Annotated in this window: 16 protein-coding genes; 10 read left to right on the top strand and 6 right to left on the bottom strand. The window is 72.2% G+C overall.

Annotation, left to right across the window (positions count from 1 at the left end):
* Window positions 1-112: 112 nt before the first annotated feature.
* Together ACFPIH_RS15715 and ACFPIH_RS15710 are read left to right on the top strand one after the other, a co-directional pair.
* Window positions 113-511 carry a VOC family protein gene (locus tag ACFPIH_RS15715; protein WP_381172601.1) on the top strand — a complete coding sequence of 133 codons (399 nt, stop codon included), beginning with the start codon at window positions 113-115 and terminating at the stop codon, window positions 509-511.
* A gap of 52 nt (window positions 512-563) precedes the next feature.
* Entirely contained in the window at window positions 564-1,631 is a 1,068-nt protein-coding gene (locus ACFPIH_RS15710) for an adenosine deaminase (RefSeq protein ID WP_381172603.1), read from the top strand.
* On the opposite strand, the gene ACFPIH_RS15705 is transcribed toward ACFPIH_RS15710, so the two are convergent.
* A complete protein-coding gene (locus tag ACFPIH_RS15705) occupies window positions 1,616-2,128 on the bottom strand; it encodes a mycothiol transferase (RefSeq protein WP_381172605.1) in 513 nt (170 codons plus the stop codon). The two genes, ACFPIH_RS15710 and ACFPIH_RS15705, sit on opposite strands and share 16 nt — an antisense overlap.
* Before the next feature lie 25 nt (window positions 2,129-2,153).
* Complete coding sequence (locus ACFPIH_RS15700) at window positions 2,154-3,044, bottom strand: LysR family transcriptional regulator (RefSeq protein WP_381172608.1); 891 nt, start codon at window positions 3,042-3,044, stop codon at window positions 2,154-2,156.
* Window positions 3,045-3,175: 131 nt separating this feature from the next.
* On the opposite strand from ACFPIH_RS15700, the gene mgrA reads away from it, so the two are divergent.
* From mgrA to ACFPIH_RS15675, 5 genes are all read left to right on the top strand, one after another.
* The gene (gene mgrA, locus ACFPIH_RS15695; protein WP_381172609.1) at window positions 3,176-4,168 is read left to right on the top strand and encodes an L-glyceraldehyde 3-phosphate reductase; all 993 of its coding nucleotides are present in this window, start codon (window positions 3,176-3,178) and stop codon (window positions 4,166-4,168) included.
* 367 nt (window positions 4,169-4,535) lie between these two features.
* Entirely contained in the window at window positions 4,536-4,946 is a 411-nt protein-coding gene (locus ACFPIH_RS15690; protein ID WP_381172611.1) for a hypothetical protein, read from the top strand.
* A gap of 56 nt (window positions 4,947-5,002) precedes the next feature.
* Complete coding sequence (locus tag ACFPIH_RS15685) at window positions 5,003-7,342, top strand: FHA domain-containing protein (protein ID WP_381172613.1); 2,340 nt, start codon at window positions 5,003-5,005, stop codon at window positions 7,340-7,342.
* Window positions 7,343-7,445: 103 nt separating this feature from the next.
* A complete protein-coding gene (locus ACFPIH_RS15680; protein ID WP_381172615.1) occupies window positions 7,446-8,000 on the top strand; it encodes an SH3 domain-containing protein in 555 nt (184 codons plus the stop codon).
* The gene (locus ACFPIH_RS15675) at window positions 8,000-8,974 is read left to right on the top strand and encodes a serine/threonine-protein kinase (RefSeq protein WP_381172617.1); all 975 of its coding nucleotides are present in this window, start codon (window positions 8,000-8,002) and stop codon (window positions 8,972-8,974) included. The genes ACFPIH_RS15680 and ACFPIH_RS15675 overlap by 1 nt, the downstream gene beginning before the upstream one ends.
* Here ACFPIH_RS15675 and ACFPIH_RS15670 read toward each other — a convergent pair.
* Both ACFPIH_RS15670 and ACFPIH_RS15665 read right to left on the bottom strand, forming a co-directional pair.
* Window positions 8,965-9,378, bottom strand: coding sequence for a nuclear transport factor 2 family protein (locus ACFPIH_RS15670; protein ID WP_381172619.1), 414 nt, complete (start codon window positions 9,376-9,378; stop codon window positions 8,965-8,967). The genes ACFPIH_RS15675 and ACFPIH_RS15670 overlap by 10 nt on opposite strands.
* Window positions 9,379-9,412: 34 nt before the next feature.
* Complete coding sequence (locus tag ACFPIH_RS15665; protein ID WP_381172621.1) at window positions 9,413-10,678, bottom strand: streptophobe family protein; 1,266 nt, start codon at window positions 10,676-10,678, stop codon at window positions 9,413-9,415.
* A 127-nt stretch (window positions 10,679-10,805) separates the two neighbouring features.
* Here ACFPIH_RS15665 and ACFPIH_RS15660 point away from each other — a divergent pair, with 127 nt between their 5' ends.
* Entirely contained in the window at window positions 10,806-12,125 is a 1,320-nt protein-coding gene (locus tag ACFPIH_RS15660) for a DUF6777 domain-containing protein (protein ID WP_381172623.1), read from the top strand.
* Window positions 12,126-12,211: 86 nt separating this feature from the next.
* Entirely contained in the window at window positions 12,212-12,664 is a 453-nt protein-coding gene (locus ACFPIH_RS15655; RefSeq protein ID WP_381172625.1) for an ATP-binding protein, read from the top strand.
* 42 nt (window positions 12,665-12,706) lie between these two features.
* On the opposite strand, the gene ACFPIH_RS15650 is transcribed toward ACFPIH_RS15655, so the two are convergent.
* Window positions 12,707-13,594 (bottom strand): RNA polymerase sigma factor SigF, encoded by an 888-nt coding sequence (locus ACFPIH_RS15650; protein ID WP_381172627.1) that lies wholly within the window; start codon window positions 13,592-13,594, stop codon window positions 12,707-12,709.
* A gap of 205 nt (window positions 13,595-13,799) precedes the next feature.
* Between ACFPIH_RS15650 and ACFPIH_RS15645 the strand changes: the two genes are divergently transcribed.
* On the top strand, window positions 13,800-14,201 hold the full coding sequence (locus tag ACFPIH_RS15645; protein ID WP_381172629.1) for a helix-turn-helix domain-containing protein: 402 nt from the start codon (window positions 13,800-13,802) through the stop codon (window positions 14,199-14,201).
* A gap of 13 nt (window positions 14,202-14,214) precedes the next feature.
* Here ACFPIH_RS15645 and ACFPIH_RS15640 read toward each other — a convergent pair whose 3' ends face one another.
* Window positions 14,215-14,811 (bottom strand): ClpP family protease, encoded by a 597-nt coding sequence (locus ACFPIH_RS15640; protein ID WP_381172631.1) that lies wholly within the window; start codon window positions 14,809-14,811, stop codon window positions 14,215-14,217.

Below are 14,811 nucleotides of genomic sequence, written 5' to 3'. Positions count from 1 at the left end.
CGCTGCGCTCCACAGGCCTGCGCCCCGGCCTCGGGCAACGATTGGCGTCCCTTACGTTTTACGTATAACCTCTCCCGTCAATCACCCCTCCGCGGCTTCCGAAAGGGTTCCGATGTCGCACATCGCCCTGGTCGCCCTCGTCGTCGACGACTACGACGAGGCGATCCGCTTCTACACCGAGGCACTCGGGTTCGGGCTCGCCGAGGACGAGCCGCGCCCCGACGGCTCGCGGTGGGTCGTCGTGCGGCCCGGCGCCCATCAGCAGGGCACCGGGCTGCTGCTCGCGCGCGCCAAGGGCGACGCCCAGCGGGCCCGGATCGGCGACCAGACCGGCGGCCGCGTCGGGTTCTTCCTGCACACCGAGGACTTCGCCCGCGACCACGCCCGGATGAGCGCCGCCGGCGTGACCTTCCTGGAGGAGCCCCGCCACGAGCCCTACGGCTCCGTCGCCGTCTTCCAGGACCTGTACGGAAACCGCTGGGACCTGCTCCAGCCCGCCACCCCGGCCTGAGCCCGGGAAAGACCCGCCACCACCGCCTGAGCCCGAGAAAGACACGACGCACATGACCGCCCCCCGCATCGGCACCGACACCCTCCGCAGGCTCCCCAAGGCCGTCCTGCACGACCACCTCGACGGCGGCCTGCGCCCCGCCACCGTCGTCGAACTCGCCGAGGCCGTCGGGCACACGCTGCCCACCACCGACCCCGACGAGCTGGCCGCCTGGTACGTCGAGGCCGCCAACTCCGGTGACCTGGTGCGCTACATCGCCACCTTCGAGCACACCCTCGCGGTGCTGCAGACCCGTGAGGGCCTGCTGCGCACCGCCGAGGAGTACGTCCTCGACCTCGCGGCGGACGGGGTCGTCTACGCGGAGGTGCGGTACGCCCCCGAGCTGATGCTCCAGGGAGGACTGGCCCTGTCCGAGGTCGTCGAGACCGTGCAGGAGGGCCTCGCGGCCGGAATGGCGAAGGCCGCCGCCGCGGGGGCACCGGTCCGCGTCGGCACGCTGCTGTGCGGCATGCGGATGTTCGACCGCACCCGAGCCACCGCCGACCTCGCGGTCGCCTTCCGGGACGCGGGTGTCGTCGGCTTCGACATCGCCGGCGCCGAGGACGGCTTCCCGCCCGCCGACCACCTGGACGCCTTCGAGCACCTGCGCCGCGAGAACGTCCCGTTCACCATCCACGCCGGCGAGGCCCACGGTCTGCCCAGCATCCACCAGGCGCTCCAGGTGTGCGGGGCCCAGCGCATCGGGCACGGGGTACGGATCACCGACGACATCGTGGACGGCAAGCTCGGCCGGCTCGCCGGCTGGGTGCGGGACCGCCGGGTCGCGCTGGAGATGTGCCCCACCTCCAACCTCCAGACCGGCGCGGCGACCTCCATGGCCGAGCACCCGATCACCACGCTCAAGGACCTCGGCTTCCGGGTCACCCTCAACACCGACAACCGGCTGGTCTCGGGCACCACGATGACCCGCGAGATGGAACTCCTGGTGACGGAGGCGGGCTGGACCGTCGAGGACCTGCGCACGGTCACGGTGAACGCCCTGAAGAGCGCGTTCATCCCGTTCGACGAGCGCAGGGCCCTCGTCGAGGACGTCGTGCTCCCGGGTTACGCCGCGCTCTGAAGCAGCCCGCGCGCGTAGGCGGCCTGTCCGACGTGCTGCAGATCGTCGGACAGGACGCTCACCAGCCGTACGCCCAGCGTGACCGGTGGATCCCAGCGGACGTCCACCACCCGCTCCAGGTCCGCCGCGGTCAGTGCGCGCAGCGACTGGAGCGTGCGCTCGTGTACGGCGTCGTAGTAGCCGATGAGCAGCTCACCGTCGGCGACCCGCACCTTCGCGACCTGCGCGGGGCTGTGCCCGTACCCGGTGTCGTGCGGTGGCAGATCGAGGCCGAACCGTTTCTCCCAGTTCTGGGTCAGCCACACCTGATCGAGGTCGAAGGCGTCCGCGACATGGTCGTCCTGCACGCGCGTGAGGTGCCAGACGAGCCAGGCGACGGAGTTGGTCGCGGCGGTGGGGAGGGCGTTGAGGCCGTCGGGGTCCAGGCCCTCGACGGCGGCGTGGACCTCGTCCTGGATGCGGCCGTAGCCGTCGATGAGGATGTCCTTCGCATGCATACGTCCACCATGACCCACCCGCCGCTCACGCGCCCCCCGTTTCCGGTTCCAGCAGGGCCATCAACGCCCGGGCGGCAGGACTGGTGGCCCGTGCGGGCGGCAGCAGCGCGACCGTCTCGTAGCCGACGCCGCCGGTGTCCTTCAGCGGCAGTGCGCTGAGCGTCTCCCGCTTGTGCCGGAAGTGCCGCGGTACGACGGCGACGCCGAGGTTCTCACCCACCAGGTCCAGAAGGCTGTGCACGTCGTTGACCTCCAGCGCGACCGTACGGTCCACGCCCGCCGCGGCGAACGCGGTGTCCGTGGCGCGGCGCGGCCCCCAGTCCGGGTGGAAGTCGACGAACACCTCACCGGCGACGTCCTCGGGCGTCACCACGGCGGCGCCCTCGGCCAGCCGGTGGTCGGGATGGCACAGCACGTACATCGGCTCACTGGCCAGCGGTACGCAGCGCAGCTGGTCGCTGTCCGCCTGGGTGCGGTAGGCGAAGGCCAGGTCGAGGCGGCCGGCCGCCACCTCCTCGCCCAGCGCGCCCGAGCCGGTCTGCCGCAGCCGGATCTCCACGTCGGGATGCGCCCGCCGGAACGCCGCGAGGAGCCCCGCCACGTCCACCCCGGCGATGCACTGCTCGGTGCCCACCGAGAGCGTGCCGCGCACCACGCCCTGCACGGCCGCCACCGCCTCGTGCGCCGCCCGCACCTGCGCCAGGATCCGCTCCGCCTCGCCCAGCAGGGCCCGGCCCGCCTCCGTCAGCGTCACCCGCCGGGTGGTCCGTACGAACAGCGGCGCCCGCAGCTCCCGCTCCAGCGCCCTGATCGACGCCGAGAGGCCCGACTGGGACACCATGAGCCGCTCGGCGGCCCGGGTGAAGTGCTGGTCCTCGGCGACGGCGACGAAATGCTGGAGGTGGCGCAGTTCCATGACCCGGAGACTAACCATTGAGAAGCGCGTCCACTGAATTCCATCGGATTCTTCTGTTGGACCACTACCGGCAGGTCGGGCCAGAGTGGGTAACGGTTCTGGTACCCGAAACCGATCTTCCTGGAGTCGCGTTGTACACCGCTCACCCCGACCGTTATGCGGACATGCCCTACCGGCGCACCGGACGCAGCGGTCTGAAGCTCCCCGCGCTGTCGCTCGGACTGTGGCACAACTTCGGCCCGGACCGCCCGGTCCAGACGCAGCGGGACATCCTGCGCCGCGCCTTCGACCTCGGCGTCTCCCACTTCGACCTGGCCAACAACTACGGTCCGCCGCCCGGCGCCGCCGAGTCCGCGCTGGGCGAGGCGCTGAAGGCCGACTTCGCGCCCTACCGCGACGAGCTGGTCATCTCCACCAAGGCCGGCTACCTGATGTGGCCCGGCCCGTACGGCGAGTGGGGCTCGCGCAAGTACCTGCTGTCCTCGCTCGACCAGAGCCTGACCCGGATGGGCCTGGACTACGTCGACATCTTCTACTCGCACCGCCCCGACCCGGAGACTCCCCTCGAGGAGACGATGGGGGCTCTGCACTCCGCCGTCCAGCAGGGCAAGGCGCTCTACGTCGGCGTCTCCAACTACTCGGCCGAGCAGACCCGGGAGGCCGCCCGTATCCTCGGCGAGCTGGGCACCCCGCTCCTCATCCACCAGCCGCGCTACTCGATGCTCGACCGCCGCCCCGAGAGCGGGGGCCTGCTGGACGCGCTCGACGAGCTCCAGGTCGGCTCGATCGTCTTCTCCCCGCTGGAGCAGGGCGTGCTGAGCTCCCGCTACCTCGACGGCATCCCCGAGGGCTCCCGCGCGGCGAGCGACAGCCCGTTCCTGAACTCCGACGCGCTGACCGAGGAGCTCGTCGGCAAGCTGCGCGCCCTCGACGACATCGCGAAGTCCCGCGGTCAGTCCCTGGCCCAGCTCGCCCTGGCCTGGGTGCTGCGCGGCGGCCGGGTGACCTCGGCGCTGGTCGGCGCGAGCAGCGCCCGCCAGATCGAGGACAGCGTCGGCGCCCTCGCCAACCTGGACTTCGACGCCGAGGAACTGGCCCGCATCGACGCGGTCGTCAACGGCTGAGCCGTTCCGTCGGCCGTACGGCGACGGAGTTCGGGTGCGTGATTCCTCCGCTCGCGGGTCGGTCTGTCCCCCGGCAGACCACCGCGAGCGTCGGTATTCCCCGCTGCCGTGTCGCGATCCGGCCATCACGCTCCGTAGTCGTTACTTACCGTCGACCAGGGTAAACGCACTGTGTCGTCCGGTTACACGCCGTATCTGGGCCGGAATCGGGCCCGAAGTTGGTGTGAATACGTCAACAGGCTGGCCGGAAAGACGTGGTGACACTGTTTTAGAAGTGAACATACTCGTCACCCAGGGGTTGTTCACCCCACAGGAGCCGCACGGAGAGTGAGGAACTGCCGGCAAGCGAGCCCCGGGGGAGAGGGACGTGCACGACGAATTCCTGTGCCATGTCACCGCGTACGGCGTCTGCGACGGCCGGCGCATCGGTGTACCGCTCGGCACCTACCGGGCGCCGACGCTGGCGCTCGCGCTGTGGTGGCTGCGGGACCGTGCCTCCTGGATGGCCGAACGGCTCGATCCGCTGCCCGAGGGCGGGAGTGTCCCGGCGGGCGCCCTGGTGCCGGTCGCCGACTCCGTCCCCGATGTGCCCGCCCTGCTCCGCGCCTGGTGCGCCGACATGAACCAGCAGGAACTGGTGGCCGACGAACTCGCCGGCGGACGGCTGGTGCGGATCGCCGTCAGCGACGAGACCACCGAGTACGAACTGCTCGCCGAGTCCGTCGACGCACTGCGCATGCAGCGGACGGTCCCCGCACTGGTCGTGCCGGTCGGATGAGGCCGCAGGCTCCGCCTCACCGGGCAGCCAAAGGAGCCAATCGATAGAATTCGGGCATGGTGGAGCGGCGTGTCGCCCCGACTGCGCCCGAACTCGTGCTGGAGACCGAGTCGGGCGCCACGGTGATGACGCCGGGCCACGACTACCACGTCGGCCGGGACCCGTTCAGTGACATCGTGATCGACGACGCCCGGGTCTCCTGGCACCACGCGGTGCTGCGGCCCGACGGCGACCACTGGACCCTCGCAGACGAGGACAGCACCAACGGCACCTGGGCCGACGGCCGCCGCGTCCAGGAGTGGGACGTCGGCCCCGGCACCGTGATCCGCTTCGGCAGCCCCTCCGACGGCCCGTGCGCCGTGCTCTCCGGCCGCCCCCCGCCCGCCCCGGAGCGCCCCTCCGCCGTCTCGATGCCGGCCAGGACCGGCACCTTCAAACAGCCCACCAACGTACGGCCGCTGCCGACCCGCACCGTCCGCATCGGCCGCGCCGCCGACAACGACCTGGTCGTCGACGACCTCAGCGTCTCCCGCCGGCACGCCGAGCTGCGCGCCCGGCCCGACGGCGGCTACGAGATCGCCGACCTCGGCAGCCACAACGGCACCTACCTCAACGGCCTGCCGGTCACCGCCGCCCCGATCGGCCCCGGTGACATCGTCGGCATCGGCCACTCGGCGTTCTGCCTGGTCGGGGATGAGCTGCAGGAGTACGTCGACACCGGCGAGGTCTCCCTCGACGTCCAGGAGCTCACCGTCGCCGTCGACCACGGGCGCAAGGTGCTCCTCGACGACGTGTCGTTCCCGGTGGGCGAGAAGTGCCTGCTCGCGGTCGTCGGGCCGAGCGGCGCCGGGAAGTCCACCCTGCTCGGCGCCCTCACCGGCCAGCGCCCCGCCGGCCACGGCACCGTCGTCTACGACGGCCGCGACCTCTACCGCGACTACGCCGAGCTGCGCCAGCGCATCGGACTGGTCCCGCAGGACGACATCCTGCACGCCCAGCTCACCGTGCGCGCCGCCCTCGCCTACGCCGCCGAACTGCGCTTCCCGCAGGACACCGCCCGGGCCGAGCGCCGCGAGCGGGTCGCGGAGGTCATCCGCGAACTGGGCCTCGAACAGCGCGCGGGCCAGGCCGTGCACAGTCTCTCCGGCGGTCAGCGCAAGCGGGTCAGCGTGGCCCTGGAACTGCTCACCAAGCCCTCGCTGCTCTTCCTCGACGAGCCGACCTCCGGCCTGGACCCCGGCATGGACCGCTCCGTCATGCACATGCTGCGCGGCCTCGCGGACGACGGCCGTACCGTCATCGTCGTCACGCACAGCGTCCTCAGCCTCGACGTCTGCGACCGTCTGCTCGTCCTCGCCCCCGGCGGCAAGGTCGCCTACTACGGCCCGCCCGACGACGCCCTCGCCTTCTTCGGCTTCCGTCAGTGGCCCGCGGCGTTCGAGGCGTTCGAACGGGACCAGGACCGGGACTGGGCGGGGGAGTACCGCGACTCGCCGTTCCACCGGCACTACGTCGTCAACTCCAGCGCACAGCCCCTGCTGCCCCGCGAGGGCCCGGTGATCATGCTGCCGCCGCCCCGGCCGCGCAGCTGGAGCGCCCAGCTCTCCACCCTGGTCCGCCGCTACACCGCCGCGCTGAGCGCCGACCGCACCTTCCTGGTCATCATGGTCGCCCTGCCGTTCGTCATGGGAGCCATGGCCCGGGCCCTCGCGGGCGGTCAGCTGACCCGGGACACGGCGATGAACGCGCTGCTGATCCTGTGCGTCGGCGGCGTCCTCACCGGCGCGGCGAACGCCGTGCGCGAGATCGTCAAGGAACGGGTGATCTACCGGCGGGAGCGGGCCGTCGGCCTGTCCAGATCGGCGTACCTGATGTCCAAGGTCGTCGTCCTCGGCACGGTGACCGTCGCGCAGGCCGTCGTCCTCACCCTCGTCGCCCTGCTCGGCGTCGACCTCAACGCACCGGGTGACGAGGGCGTGTTGATGCCGCCCCTTGTCGAAATCACCGTCGCCGTGGCCCTGTTGGCGTTCACCGCGATGATGCTCGGCCTGCTGGTCTCCGCGCTGGTACGCAAGGAGGAGGTCACGATGCCGCTCCTGGTGCTGCTCGCCATCGTCCAAGTGGTGTTCTGCGGCGCCCTGTTGAAACTTGACGACGTGCCCGGCCTGGCGCAGCTGTCCTGGCTGGTGCCCTCGCGCTGGGCGCTCGGCGCGATGGCCGGCACGATCGGCCTCTCCCGGATCGTGCCCGGGGACCTCACCGACGACCCGCTCTTCGAGCACTCGGCCGGGGTGTGGCTGCTGGACGTGGGCATGCTGGTCGTGCTCTCCGTCGTCTTCGGGTACGCCGTCGCCCGGCTGCTGCGCCGGCGCGAACCCGTCGTGATGCGGAAGTAGGAGGCAGCCCCATGACGGCGACGACGGCGACGACGGGGACGACTGCACCGACGGCCACGACTGCGCCCGAGGCGAAGACGGCGACGACTGCGGGGAGCGGCCGATGACGACCCCCGGCTTCCGGCCCACGCACGTCGTCCCCCAGCAGGGCATGCCCGCCTGGGAGGCCCCCGACCCCGCCCGCCCCACCGTCCCCCTCGACGCGCTGCTGCCCGTCCAGCTGGTGGAGCGGCGCGGGGACTGGGGGCATGTGCTGTGCGCCAACGGCTGGGAGGCCTGGGTGGACGGTCGCTTTCTCGTCGCCGTTCCACAGGACCCGCCCGCCGCCGACGGCCCCGACTCACCCGGCGCCGACCCGCGTCCCCTCCTCGCCCGTGCCGAGGAGGCCCTCGCGCGCTACCGGGCGGCGGTGGAGGACCTGGCCGGCGCAGGCCTCGACGGCGAGTCCTTCCGCCGCCGTACCCAGGGCCTGCGGATCGGCGTGGTCGTCGAGGGCGAGTCCGTGTGGCTGTACGACCCCGCCCAGGGCCGCTGGGTCTACGGCGACGGCACCCGTCTGAGCACCTACGCCACCGACCGGGCCCCAGGGGCGGCGGCCGACCGCGGGCACAGCCCCACCCAGGTCGTCCCCTCCGACCGGGGCCGCGGCGGTCCCTGATGTCCATCGGCGCCTTCTCCGGCAGCCCCTCCGAACTGGTCGGCAGACAGATCGCGGGCTACCGCATCGAGCGCGAGATCGGCCGCGGCGGCATGGCCGTCGTCTTCCGCGCCCGTGACCTGCGCCTGGACCGCACCGTCGCGCTGAAACTGCTCGCCCCCGAACTGGCCCGCAACGACACCTTCCGCAAGCGGTTCAGCCACGAGTCCCGGGCCGCCGCGGCGATCGACCACCCGCACATCGTGCCCGTCTTCGAGGCCGACGAGGCCGACGGCGTGCTCTACATCGCCATGCGCTACGTCGCGGGCAGCGACCTGCGCCACCTTCTCGACCGGCAGGGACCGCTGCCGCTGCCGACGGCCCTGCGTATCGCCGCGCAGGTCGCCTCCGCGCTGGACGCGGCCCACGAGCACGGCCTGGTCCACCGGGACGTCAAGCCCGGCAACATCCTGGTCGCGCCCGGCACCGACAGCGACCACCCCGAGCACGTCTACCTCACCGACTTCGGCCTCACCAAGAAGTCCCTGTCACTGACCGGATTCACCTCGGTCGGCCAGTTCGTCGGCACCCTCGACTACGTCGCGCCCGAGCAGATCTCCGGGCGTCCGGTCGACGGCCGCTGCGACGTCTACGGCTTCGCGTGCGTCGTCTACGAGACCCTGGCGGGGCATCCGCCGTTCCGCCGCGAGGAGGACATGGCACTGCTCTGGGCCCACCAGCAGGACGAGCCGCCCCCGCTGACCGGCGCCCGCCCCGATCTGCCGACCGCGGTCGACGCCGTCTTCACCCGGGCCCTCGCCAAGGCCCCCGACGCCCGCCACCCCACCTGCCTCGCCTTTGTGACGGCCCTGCGCACGGCCGCCCGCGCCGAACCCGGCACCGCCCATCCCGCGACCCGGCCGGTGCGCCGCCCGGACGCGCCACGACCGCCCCCGGACTGGGCCCGCCCGGTCTTCCGCACCCCTCAGCCCTGACCCGCTCCGCCCAGCGGAACCCGCCTGGCCAGCACGCTCCGGTGGGCGATACGCCAGGAACCCCCGACGCGCACCACGGTGTCCTCGTAGGTCACGGAACCGCACGAGCCGTCCGCCCGGACACCGATCCCCTTGGAGCGGACGCGGACCTCACCACCGTCCGGCCGCTCGACGACCACGTTGGTGACATGGTGCGCCACCGGGTTCGCGGCGCCGTGAGCCAGGGCCGCCTCCCGGATTGCGTCCGGGCCGGTGAGGGTGCCCTGGCCGAAGTCGGAGAGGTCGTAGACCACGTCCGCGGTGAACACCTCGGCGAGGCGGTCCAGCGCGCCGTCGTCGACCAGATGACCGTGCAGGGCGATCAACTCCGTGATGGCCAGGCGGTCTTCGAGAGAGAGTGTCATGCCCCGCACCCTGTCATGCCCGGGATCCCCGCCGTCAACGCGGTGTCGTCTCGCCGCGCCGGTGTACCGGTCGGGCCGACAGGGCGCCCAGGAAGCCGGTGGCCAGGCCCCACAGCGCGGCGAGACCGAGCGCGGACCACACCTCCGGGTGGAGGAACAGCTCTCCGGCCAGGCCGGCCAGGTCGTTGATGCCGAGCACGCTCAGGCCGTAGCGCGCGTCGATCCGGCCCGTCAGACAGACCGCCAGCACTGTGAGCATCAGCGCCACCGCCATGTGCACGGCGTGCCACCAGGCCCGGATCCCGGCCGGTGACCGGGCCGCCATCACGAACGCGGCTCCCAGCAGCAGCACCGCTTCCACGACGATCAGCCACCACACCCGGCCGTCGTACTCGGCCAGGCTGCCCAGGTTCAGCGTGGCGGTGTCCTTGCCGCGCAGCACCTCGTCCAGCGCGTGCGGCATGGGCAGCCCGAAGGGACCCTCCACCCGGCCGGTCCAGGTCACACCGAGCCCGAGGGTGAACACCAGCCACACCAGGTTCGGCAGACCCAGCAGGACCAGCGCCAGGGTCTCCCGGGCGTGACCGCGCGTCACCGCCACGACCAGCGCGACGAGCAGCCCGAGGGCGACGTACGCCAGCAGCAGCGCGACCATCGCGTACGCGGCGGGCCGCACCGACTCCTGGAAGCGCAGCAGCCGGGCCGGCAGCGGCGCCCCGCGCGAGACCAGCAGCGCCAGCGCCAGCACCCCGGCCAGCCACAGCAGCCCGACAAGGAGTGTGAGCGGCACATCCGTGGTGAAGCCGACCTCCGGGCGGACGCCGAACAGATCGCCCAGGTCGCTCAGCGTGTCGTCACCGAGGGAGAGCTGGAACGTCTGCCGGGCCGCGAGGGCCAGACCCAGCAGTCCGAGCAGCCACGCCACGGCGATCCGCGCCGCCCAGCCGGCCAGCTCCCGCGCGCTCGCCACCGCCCGGTGCCGCAGCGGGCGCAGAAACCCGGCCGCGGTGACCAGCGCCCCGACCAGCGTGACGGACAGCGGCACCACCGTGAGACCGGCCTTCGTACCGGCGAGCGGGCCCGCGCTGCCCGACAGCTTCACGGTGCCGCCGACGGCCGTGACGACGGTCGCCGCGACCACCCTCGGGAACGCCCCCTCGGGCAGGTCGGCGGCCCCCGCCGCCCACAGACCGAGCGCGGCCACGACCGACATGGCGATCAGCCCGGCCAGCGCCACGACGATCGCCCGGACCCAGCCATGACGGACGACTGCCTGGTCGGAGGGGGTGTGCGCGCTCACCCTGCCACGCTAAGCAGGGCGGCGGCCCGCCGCCCGTCGAGCGGGTCCGTCCGCGTCCGGCTTGCGGGTGACACCCGACCGGGGCACACAATCGGAAGAGTACGTTCCGAAGAGCACGGGAGAGCATGTGAGCGCCGAACCTCCGTCCTCCGGCCGTCCCACAGGACCGCCCTCAGGCCCCCTGTCGGGTCCCTCGCAGCCACCCTCGGAACCGCCGCCCTCCACGCCACCTCCGGGCGACTCGTCGGGCGGCTCCTCGTCCGGCGGCTCCTCGGGCGGTGGCTCCTCGGGCGGTGGCCCGCCGGGCGGCGGTGCGCCCGAGCCCGGACCGGAGCCCGGCCGGGCGTGGTGGAAGTCCGCACCGAGGGTCGCCCTGCTCGCCACCGCCGTCGTCGCCGCGGTCGCCCTCGCCCTCGTCCTCACCCTCCCTGGCGGAGGCGGCTCCTCCTCGGTGTCCTCCCCCGGCAGCGGCAAGATCTTCACGCAGGCCGCGGCCAAGACCGGCCCCGACCCGTTCACCGAGAGCACCGCCACCGACAGTTCCGCCGCGCCCGCCTCCACCGCCCCGGCGCACACCCCGGGCGAGACCGCGCGGAACGCCGTCCAGGCCGTCGACGGCGGGGCCGCCGGTGTCTACGGCGGTACCCGCAAGGTCGCCAGCTGCGACGTGGAGAAACAGATCACCTTCCTGCGCGAGGCCCCCGCCAGGAACCGCGCGTTCGCCTCCGTCGCCGGCGTCCGGCCCGAGGGCGTCCCCGCCTATCTGCGCTCCCTCACCCCCGTACAGCTGCGCATGGACACCTGGGTCACCAACCACGGCTACCGCGACGGCGCCGTGACCACCTACCAGGCCGTCCTGCAGGCGGGCACCGCCGTCCTCGTCGACGCGCACGGCCTGCCGCGCGTGCGCTGCGCCTGCGGCAACCCGCTCACCAAGCCCGTCCTGCAGCAGAAGCCGCTCGAGCGCACCGGCGACACCTGGCCGTCGTACAGCTCCTCGAACGTCGTCGTGGTCCAGCCCGCCGCCAAGCCGGTGAAGGAGTTCGTCCTCTACGACCCCGACAACGCCCACCACTGGTTCGCCCGCCATCCGGGCGACACGCGAGGCCACCAGGACCGGCCCACCCGTCCGCCGGCCAAGCCCACGCCGTCCGTGACGGTGACGACCCCGTCCGCGTCGACCAGTCCTTCGACCCCGACCCCGTCGCGCCCCAGCTCGCCGGGCTCCGAGCCGCCCTCGTCCTCGCCGAGCTCCGAATCGCCGTCCACCCCGTCTCCGCCCGAGTCTCCGTCTGCGCCTCCGTCGTCGGCCCCGTCGTCGGCGCCGTCCCCGGCCTCGCCCGAGTCCCCCGGCTCCGCGTCGGCGCCGGAGTCCGCCGACACGCTGAGCGGGTCGCCGCCGGTCCTCTCCGACGTCCCGTCCTCCCCGGGCTCACCGGCGGTGTGAGGAGCCTCAGGACTGTGCGGCGCGGGACGGGGTACGAGGAGAGGTGCAGCAGCGTCCGGCCAGTCCGGCTTCTCAGAGAGATACGCATGATCGAACACCTGGACGGGGCAGTGACAACGACCGGCTTCGACGTCCCCGTGGAACCGTTGCGGAGAGCGGCGCACTACACCGGTGAACCCGGGTGCATCGCCGAGGCCCGCAGCTTCGCCGCGCACTTCGTCGAGCAGCTCAGGACCGAGTGGTGCGCACGCATAGGCGAACGCGCGGGCGGCGAGGTGCTGCTGGTCGTCAGCGAACTGGTCACCAACGCCGACCGGCACAGCAACGGGCCGTACATCCTGGAGCTGGAGGGAACCGAAGACGCCGTGAGCGTCTGTGTCTACGACAGCAGCGACGCGCTGCCCCTGCGGTTCCCGAAGGACCCCCGGCGCATCGGCCGGCACGGTCTGGAGATCGTGCACGCGCTGGCCGCGGAGGTCACCGCCGAGCGCGTGCCGGTCGGCAAGCGCGTCCGCGCCCTGCTGCGTCTGACCGCCTGACCCTCGAGAGGCCGTCAGGCGGTCGGACGCAGCGGACTCTCGTCAGGCGCAGCCCAGCTCGCCCAGCATCCCCTCGCGCAGCCGGAAGATGATCCGCTTGATCAGCCGGGACACATGCATCTGCGAGCAGCCGAGCCGCTCGCCGATCTCCGCCTGCGTGGCCTCCTCCACGAACCGCAGGCACAGGATCTGCCGGTCGCGCTCGCTGAGCTCGGCCATGAGCGGGGCCAGCGACTGGAAGTCCTCGACGAGCCGCAGCCCGTTCTCCTCCACACCGATGAAGTCCGCCAGGACCGCCTCGCCGTTCTCCGGTCCGTCGCCGGTGAGCGCCGCGTCCAGCGACGAGGAGTTGTAGCCGTTGGCGGCGACCTGCGCCTCGACCACCTCGTCCTCCGAGAGGTTCATCAACGTGGCCAGTTCCGCCACGGTCGGTTCCCGGTCGAGCCGGCCGGCCAGCTCGTCACGGGCCTTCGCCAGCTCCACACGCAGCTCCTGGAGCCGGCGCGGTACGTGCACGGCCCAGGTGGTGTCCCGGAAGAAACGCTTGATCTCACCGACGATGTACGGCAGCGCGAAGGACGTGAACTCCACCTCGCGCGAGATCTCGAACCGGTCGATGGCCTTGATCAGACCGATCATCCCGGTCTGGACGATGTCCTCCATGTCGTCCCCGCGACCACGGAAGCGTCCGGCCGCGAAGCGCACCAGGGACATGTTCATCTCGATGAGGGTGTTGCGCGCGTACTGGTGCTCGGGCGTGCCCTCCTCGACCTCGGCAAGCCGTTGGAAGAACTGGCGGGACAACTCCCGTGCGTCGCGCGGAGCCACGCTCCGGGGGTCCTCGATGCCCGGCAACGACGCGTCACCCGTGCTGGTCCTGGCGGTGTCCTCTACGGTCTTTGCCTGCGACCCCTTCACGGCGGTGTGCATTACCTCTCCCCACGAAGTCACGGTTGGACATGGTGTCTTCATGCTGTCTTCGACGTGTTCTCCCAGGGGCGGTTACCCGGACTTCGCCGAGGCATGCCTTCCGGATGAGGAGAGTGGCGGAAAACCACCGTCGGCCGCCGTGCACTTCACCGAGAGCGGAACGCCGGAGCCTTCCCCCGGCGGCGCCGGCTCCTAGGCTGGGACGGTGAGCAACCATGTGCCGAAGCCCGCGCCGAGTCCGGCCTCCGACGAAGCCCGCGTGATCCCGCTGCGCCCCGCCCCCGAGCGGCCCGCCGCACCCCGGGAGCCCCTCCTGCGCGACCTGGTCGGCGACGTGCTGCGCCGCGAACGCCAGTCCCAGGAGCGCACGTTGAAGGACGTCGCCGACGAGGCGCGGATCTCCATGCCGTATCTGTCGGAGGTGGAGCGGGGCCGCAAGGAGGCCTCCTCGGAGGTTCTCGCGGCCGCCGCCCACGCCCTCGGACTGAGCCTCGGCGACCTGCTGGCCCGGGCCCAGGGGGAACTCGTACGGCTCGGCAGCGGGCACTCCCGCCGCAGCCGTACGACGTCCAACTCGTCGTACGACGGTCTCTGCCTGGCGGCCTGAGGACGGGCCGGATTCAGACCCGGCGGCGGCCCAGCACCTCGTCGGCCAGCCCGTAGGCCACCGCCTCCGGCGCCGTGAACACCTTGTCGCGGTCCATGTCGGCGCGCAGGGTGGCGAGGCCGTGGCGGGTGTGGCGGGCGAGGACCTCCTCCACCTGGGCGCGGACGCGGACCATCTCCTTGGCCTGGAGCGCCAGGTCCGACACCGTGCCCTGGCGTCCGCCGCTGGCCGGCTGGCCGAGCAGCACGCGCGCGTGCTCCAGCACGAACCGGCGGCCGGGATCCCCGCCGGCCAGCAGCACGGCCGCCGTGGACGCCGCCTGTCCGACGCAGACCGTCGAGACCGGCGCCTGTACGTACGTCATCGTGTCGTAGATCGCCATCAGCGAAGTGAACGATCCACCGGGGGAGTTGAGGTAGATCGCGATCTCGCTCTCCGGGGCCGCCGACTCCAGGTGGAGGAGCTGCGCGATGACGACGTTGGCGACGCCGTCGTCGATCTCGGTGCCGAGGAAGATGATCCGCTCCGACAGCAGCCGGCTGTACACGTCGTAGGACCGCTCGCCCTGCGGGGTGCGCTCGACGACGTTCGGAATCGTGTAGGTCCCCAT

This window comes from Streptomyces vulcanius (assembly GCF_042653945.1).
GTDB lineage: Bacteria > Actinomycetota > Actinomycetes > Streptomycetales > Streptomycetaceae > Streptomyces > Streptomyces mangrovi.
The sequence above is the reverse complement of the archived record's forward strand: the minus strand, read 5'-3'. Positions and strand labels throughout refer to the sequence as shown.

Bases quoted from the DNA above. Each gene is read 5' to 3' on its own strand.
- ACFPIH_RS15715 (WP_381172601.1), top strand. From the start codon at position 113: ATGTCGCACATCGCCCTGGTCGCCCTCGTCGTCGACGACTACGACGAG.
- ACFPIH_RS15710 (WP_381172603.1), top strand. From the start codon at position 564: ATGACCGCCCCCCGCATCGGCACCGACACCCTCCGCAGGCTCCCCAAG.
- ACFPIH_RS15705 (WP_381172605.1), bottom strand. From the start codon at position 2,128: ATGCATGCGAAGGACATCCTCATCGACGGCTACGGCCGCATCCAGGAC.
- ACFPIH_RS15700 (WP_381172608.1), bottom strand. From the start codon at position 3,044: ATGGAACTGCGCCACCTCCAGCATTTCGTCGCCGTCGCCGAGGACCAG.
- ACFPIH_RS15685 (WP_381172613.1), top strand. From the start codon at position 5,003: ATGGTGGAGCGGCGTGTCGCCCCGACTGCGCCCGAACTCGTGCTGGAG.
- ACFPIH_RS15680 (WP_381172615.1), top strand. From the start codon at position 7,446: ATGACGACCCCCGGCTTCCGGCCCACGCACGTCGTCCCCCAGCAGGGC.
- ACFPIH_RS15675 (WP_381172617.1), top strand. From the start codon at position 8,000: ATGTCCATCGGCGCCTTCTCCGGCAGCCCCTCCGAACTGGTCGGCAGA.
- ACFPIH_RS15670 (WP_381172619.1), bottom strand. From the start codon at position 9,378: ATGACACTCTCTCTCGAAGACCGCCTGGCCATCACGGAGTTGATCGCC.
- ACFPIH_RS15655 (WP_381172625.1), top strand. From the start codon at position 12,212: ATGATCGAACACCTGGACGGGGCAGTGACAACGACCGGCTTCGACGTC.
- ACFPIH_RS15650 (WP_381172627.1), bottom strand. From the start codon at position 13,594: ATGCACACCGCCGTGAAGGGGTCGCAGGCAAAGACCGTAGAGGACACC.
- ACFPIH_RS15640 (WP_381172631.1), bottom strand. From the start codon at position 14,811: ATGGGGACCTACACGATTCCGAACGTCGTCGAGCGCACCCCGCAGGGC.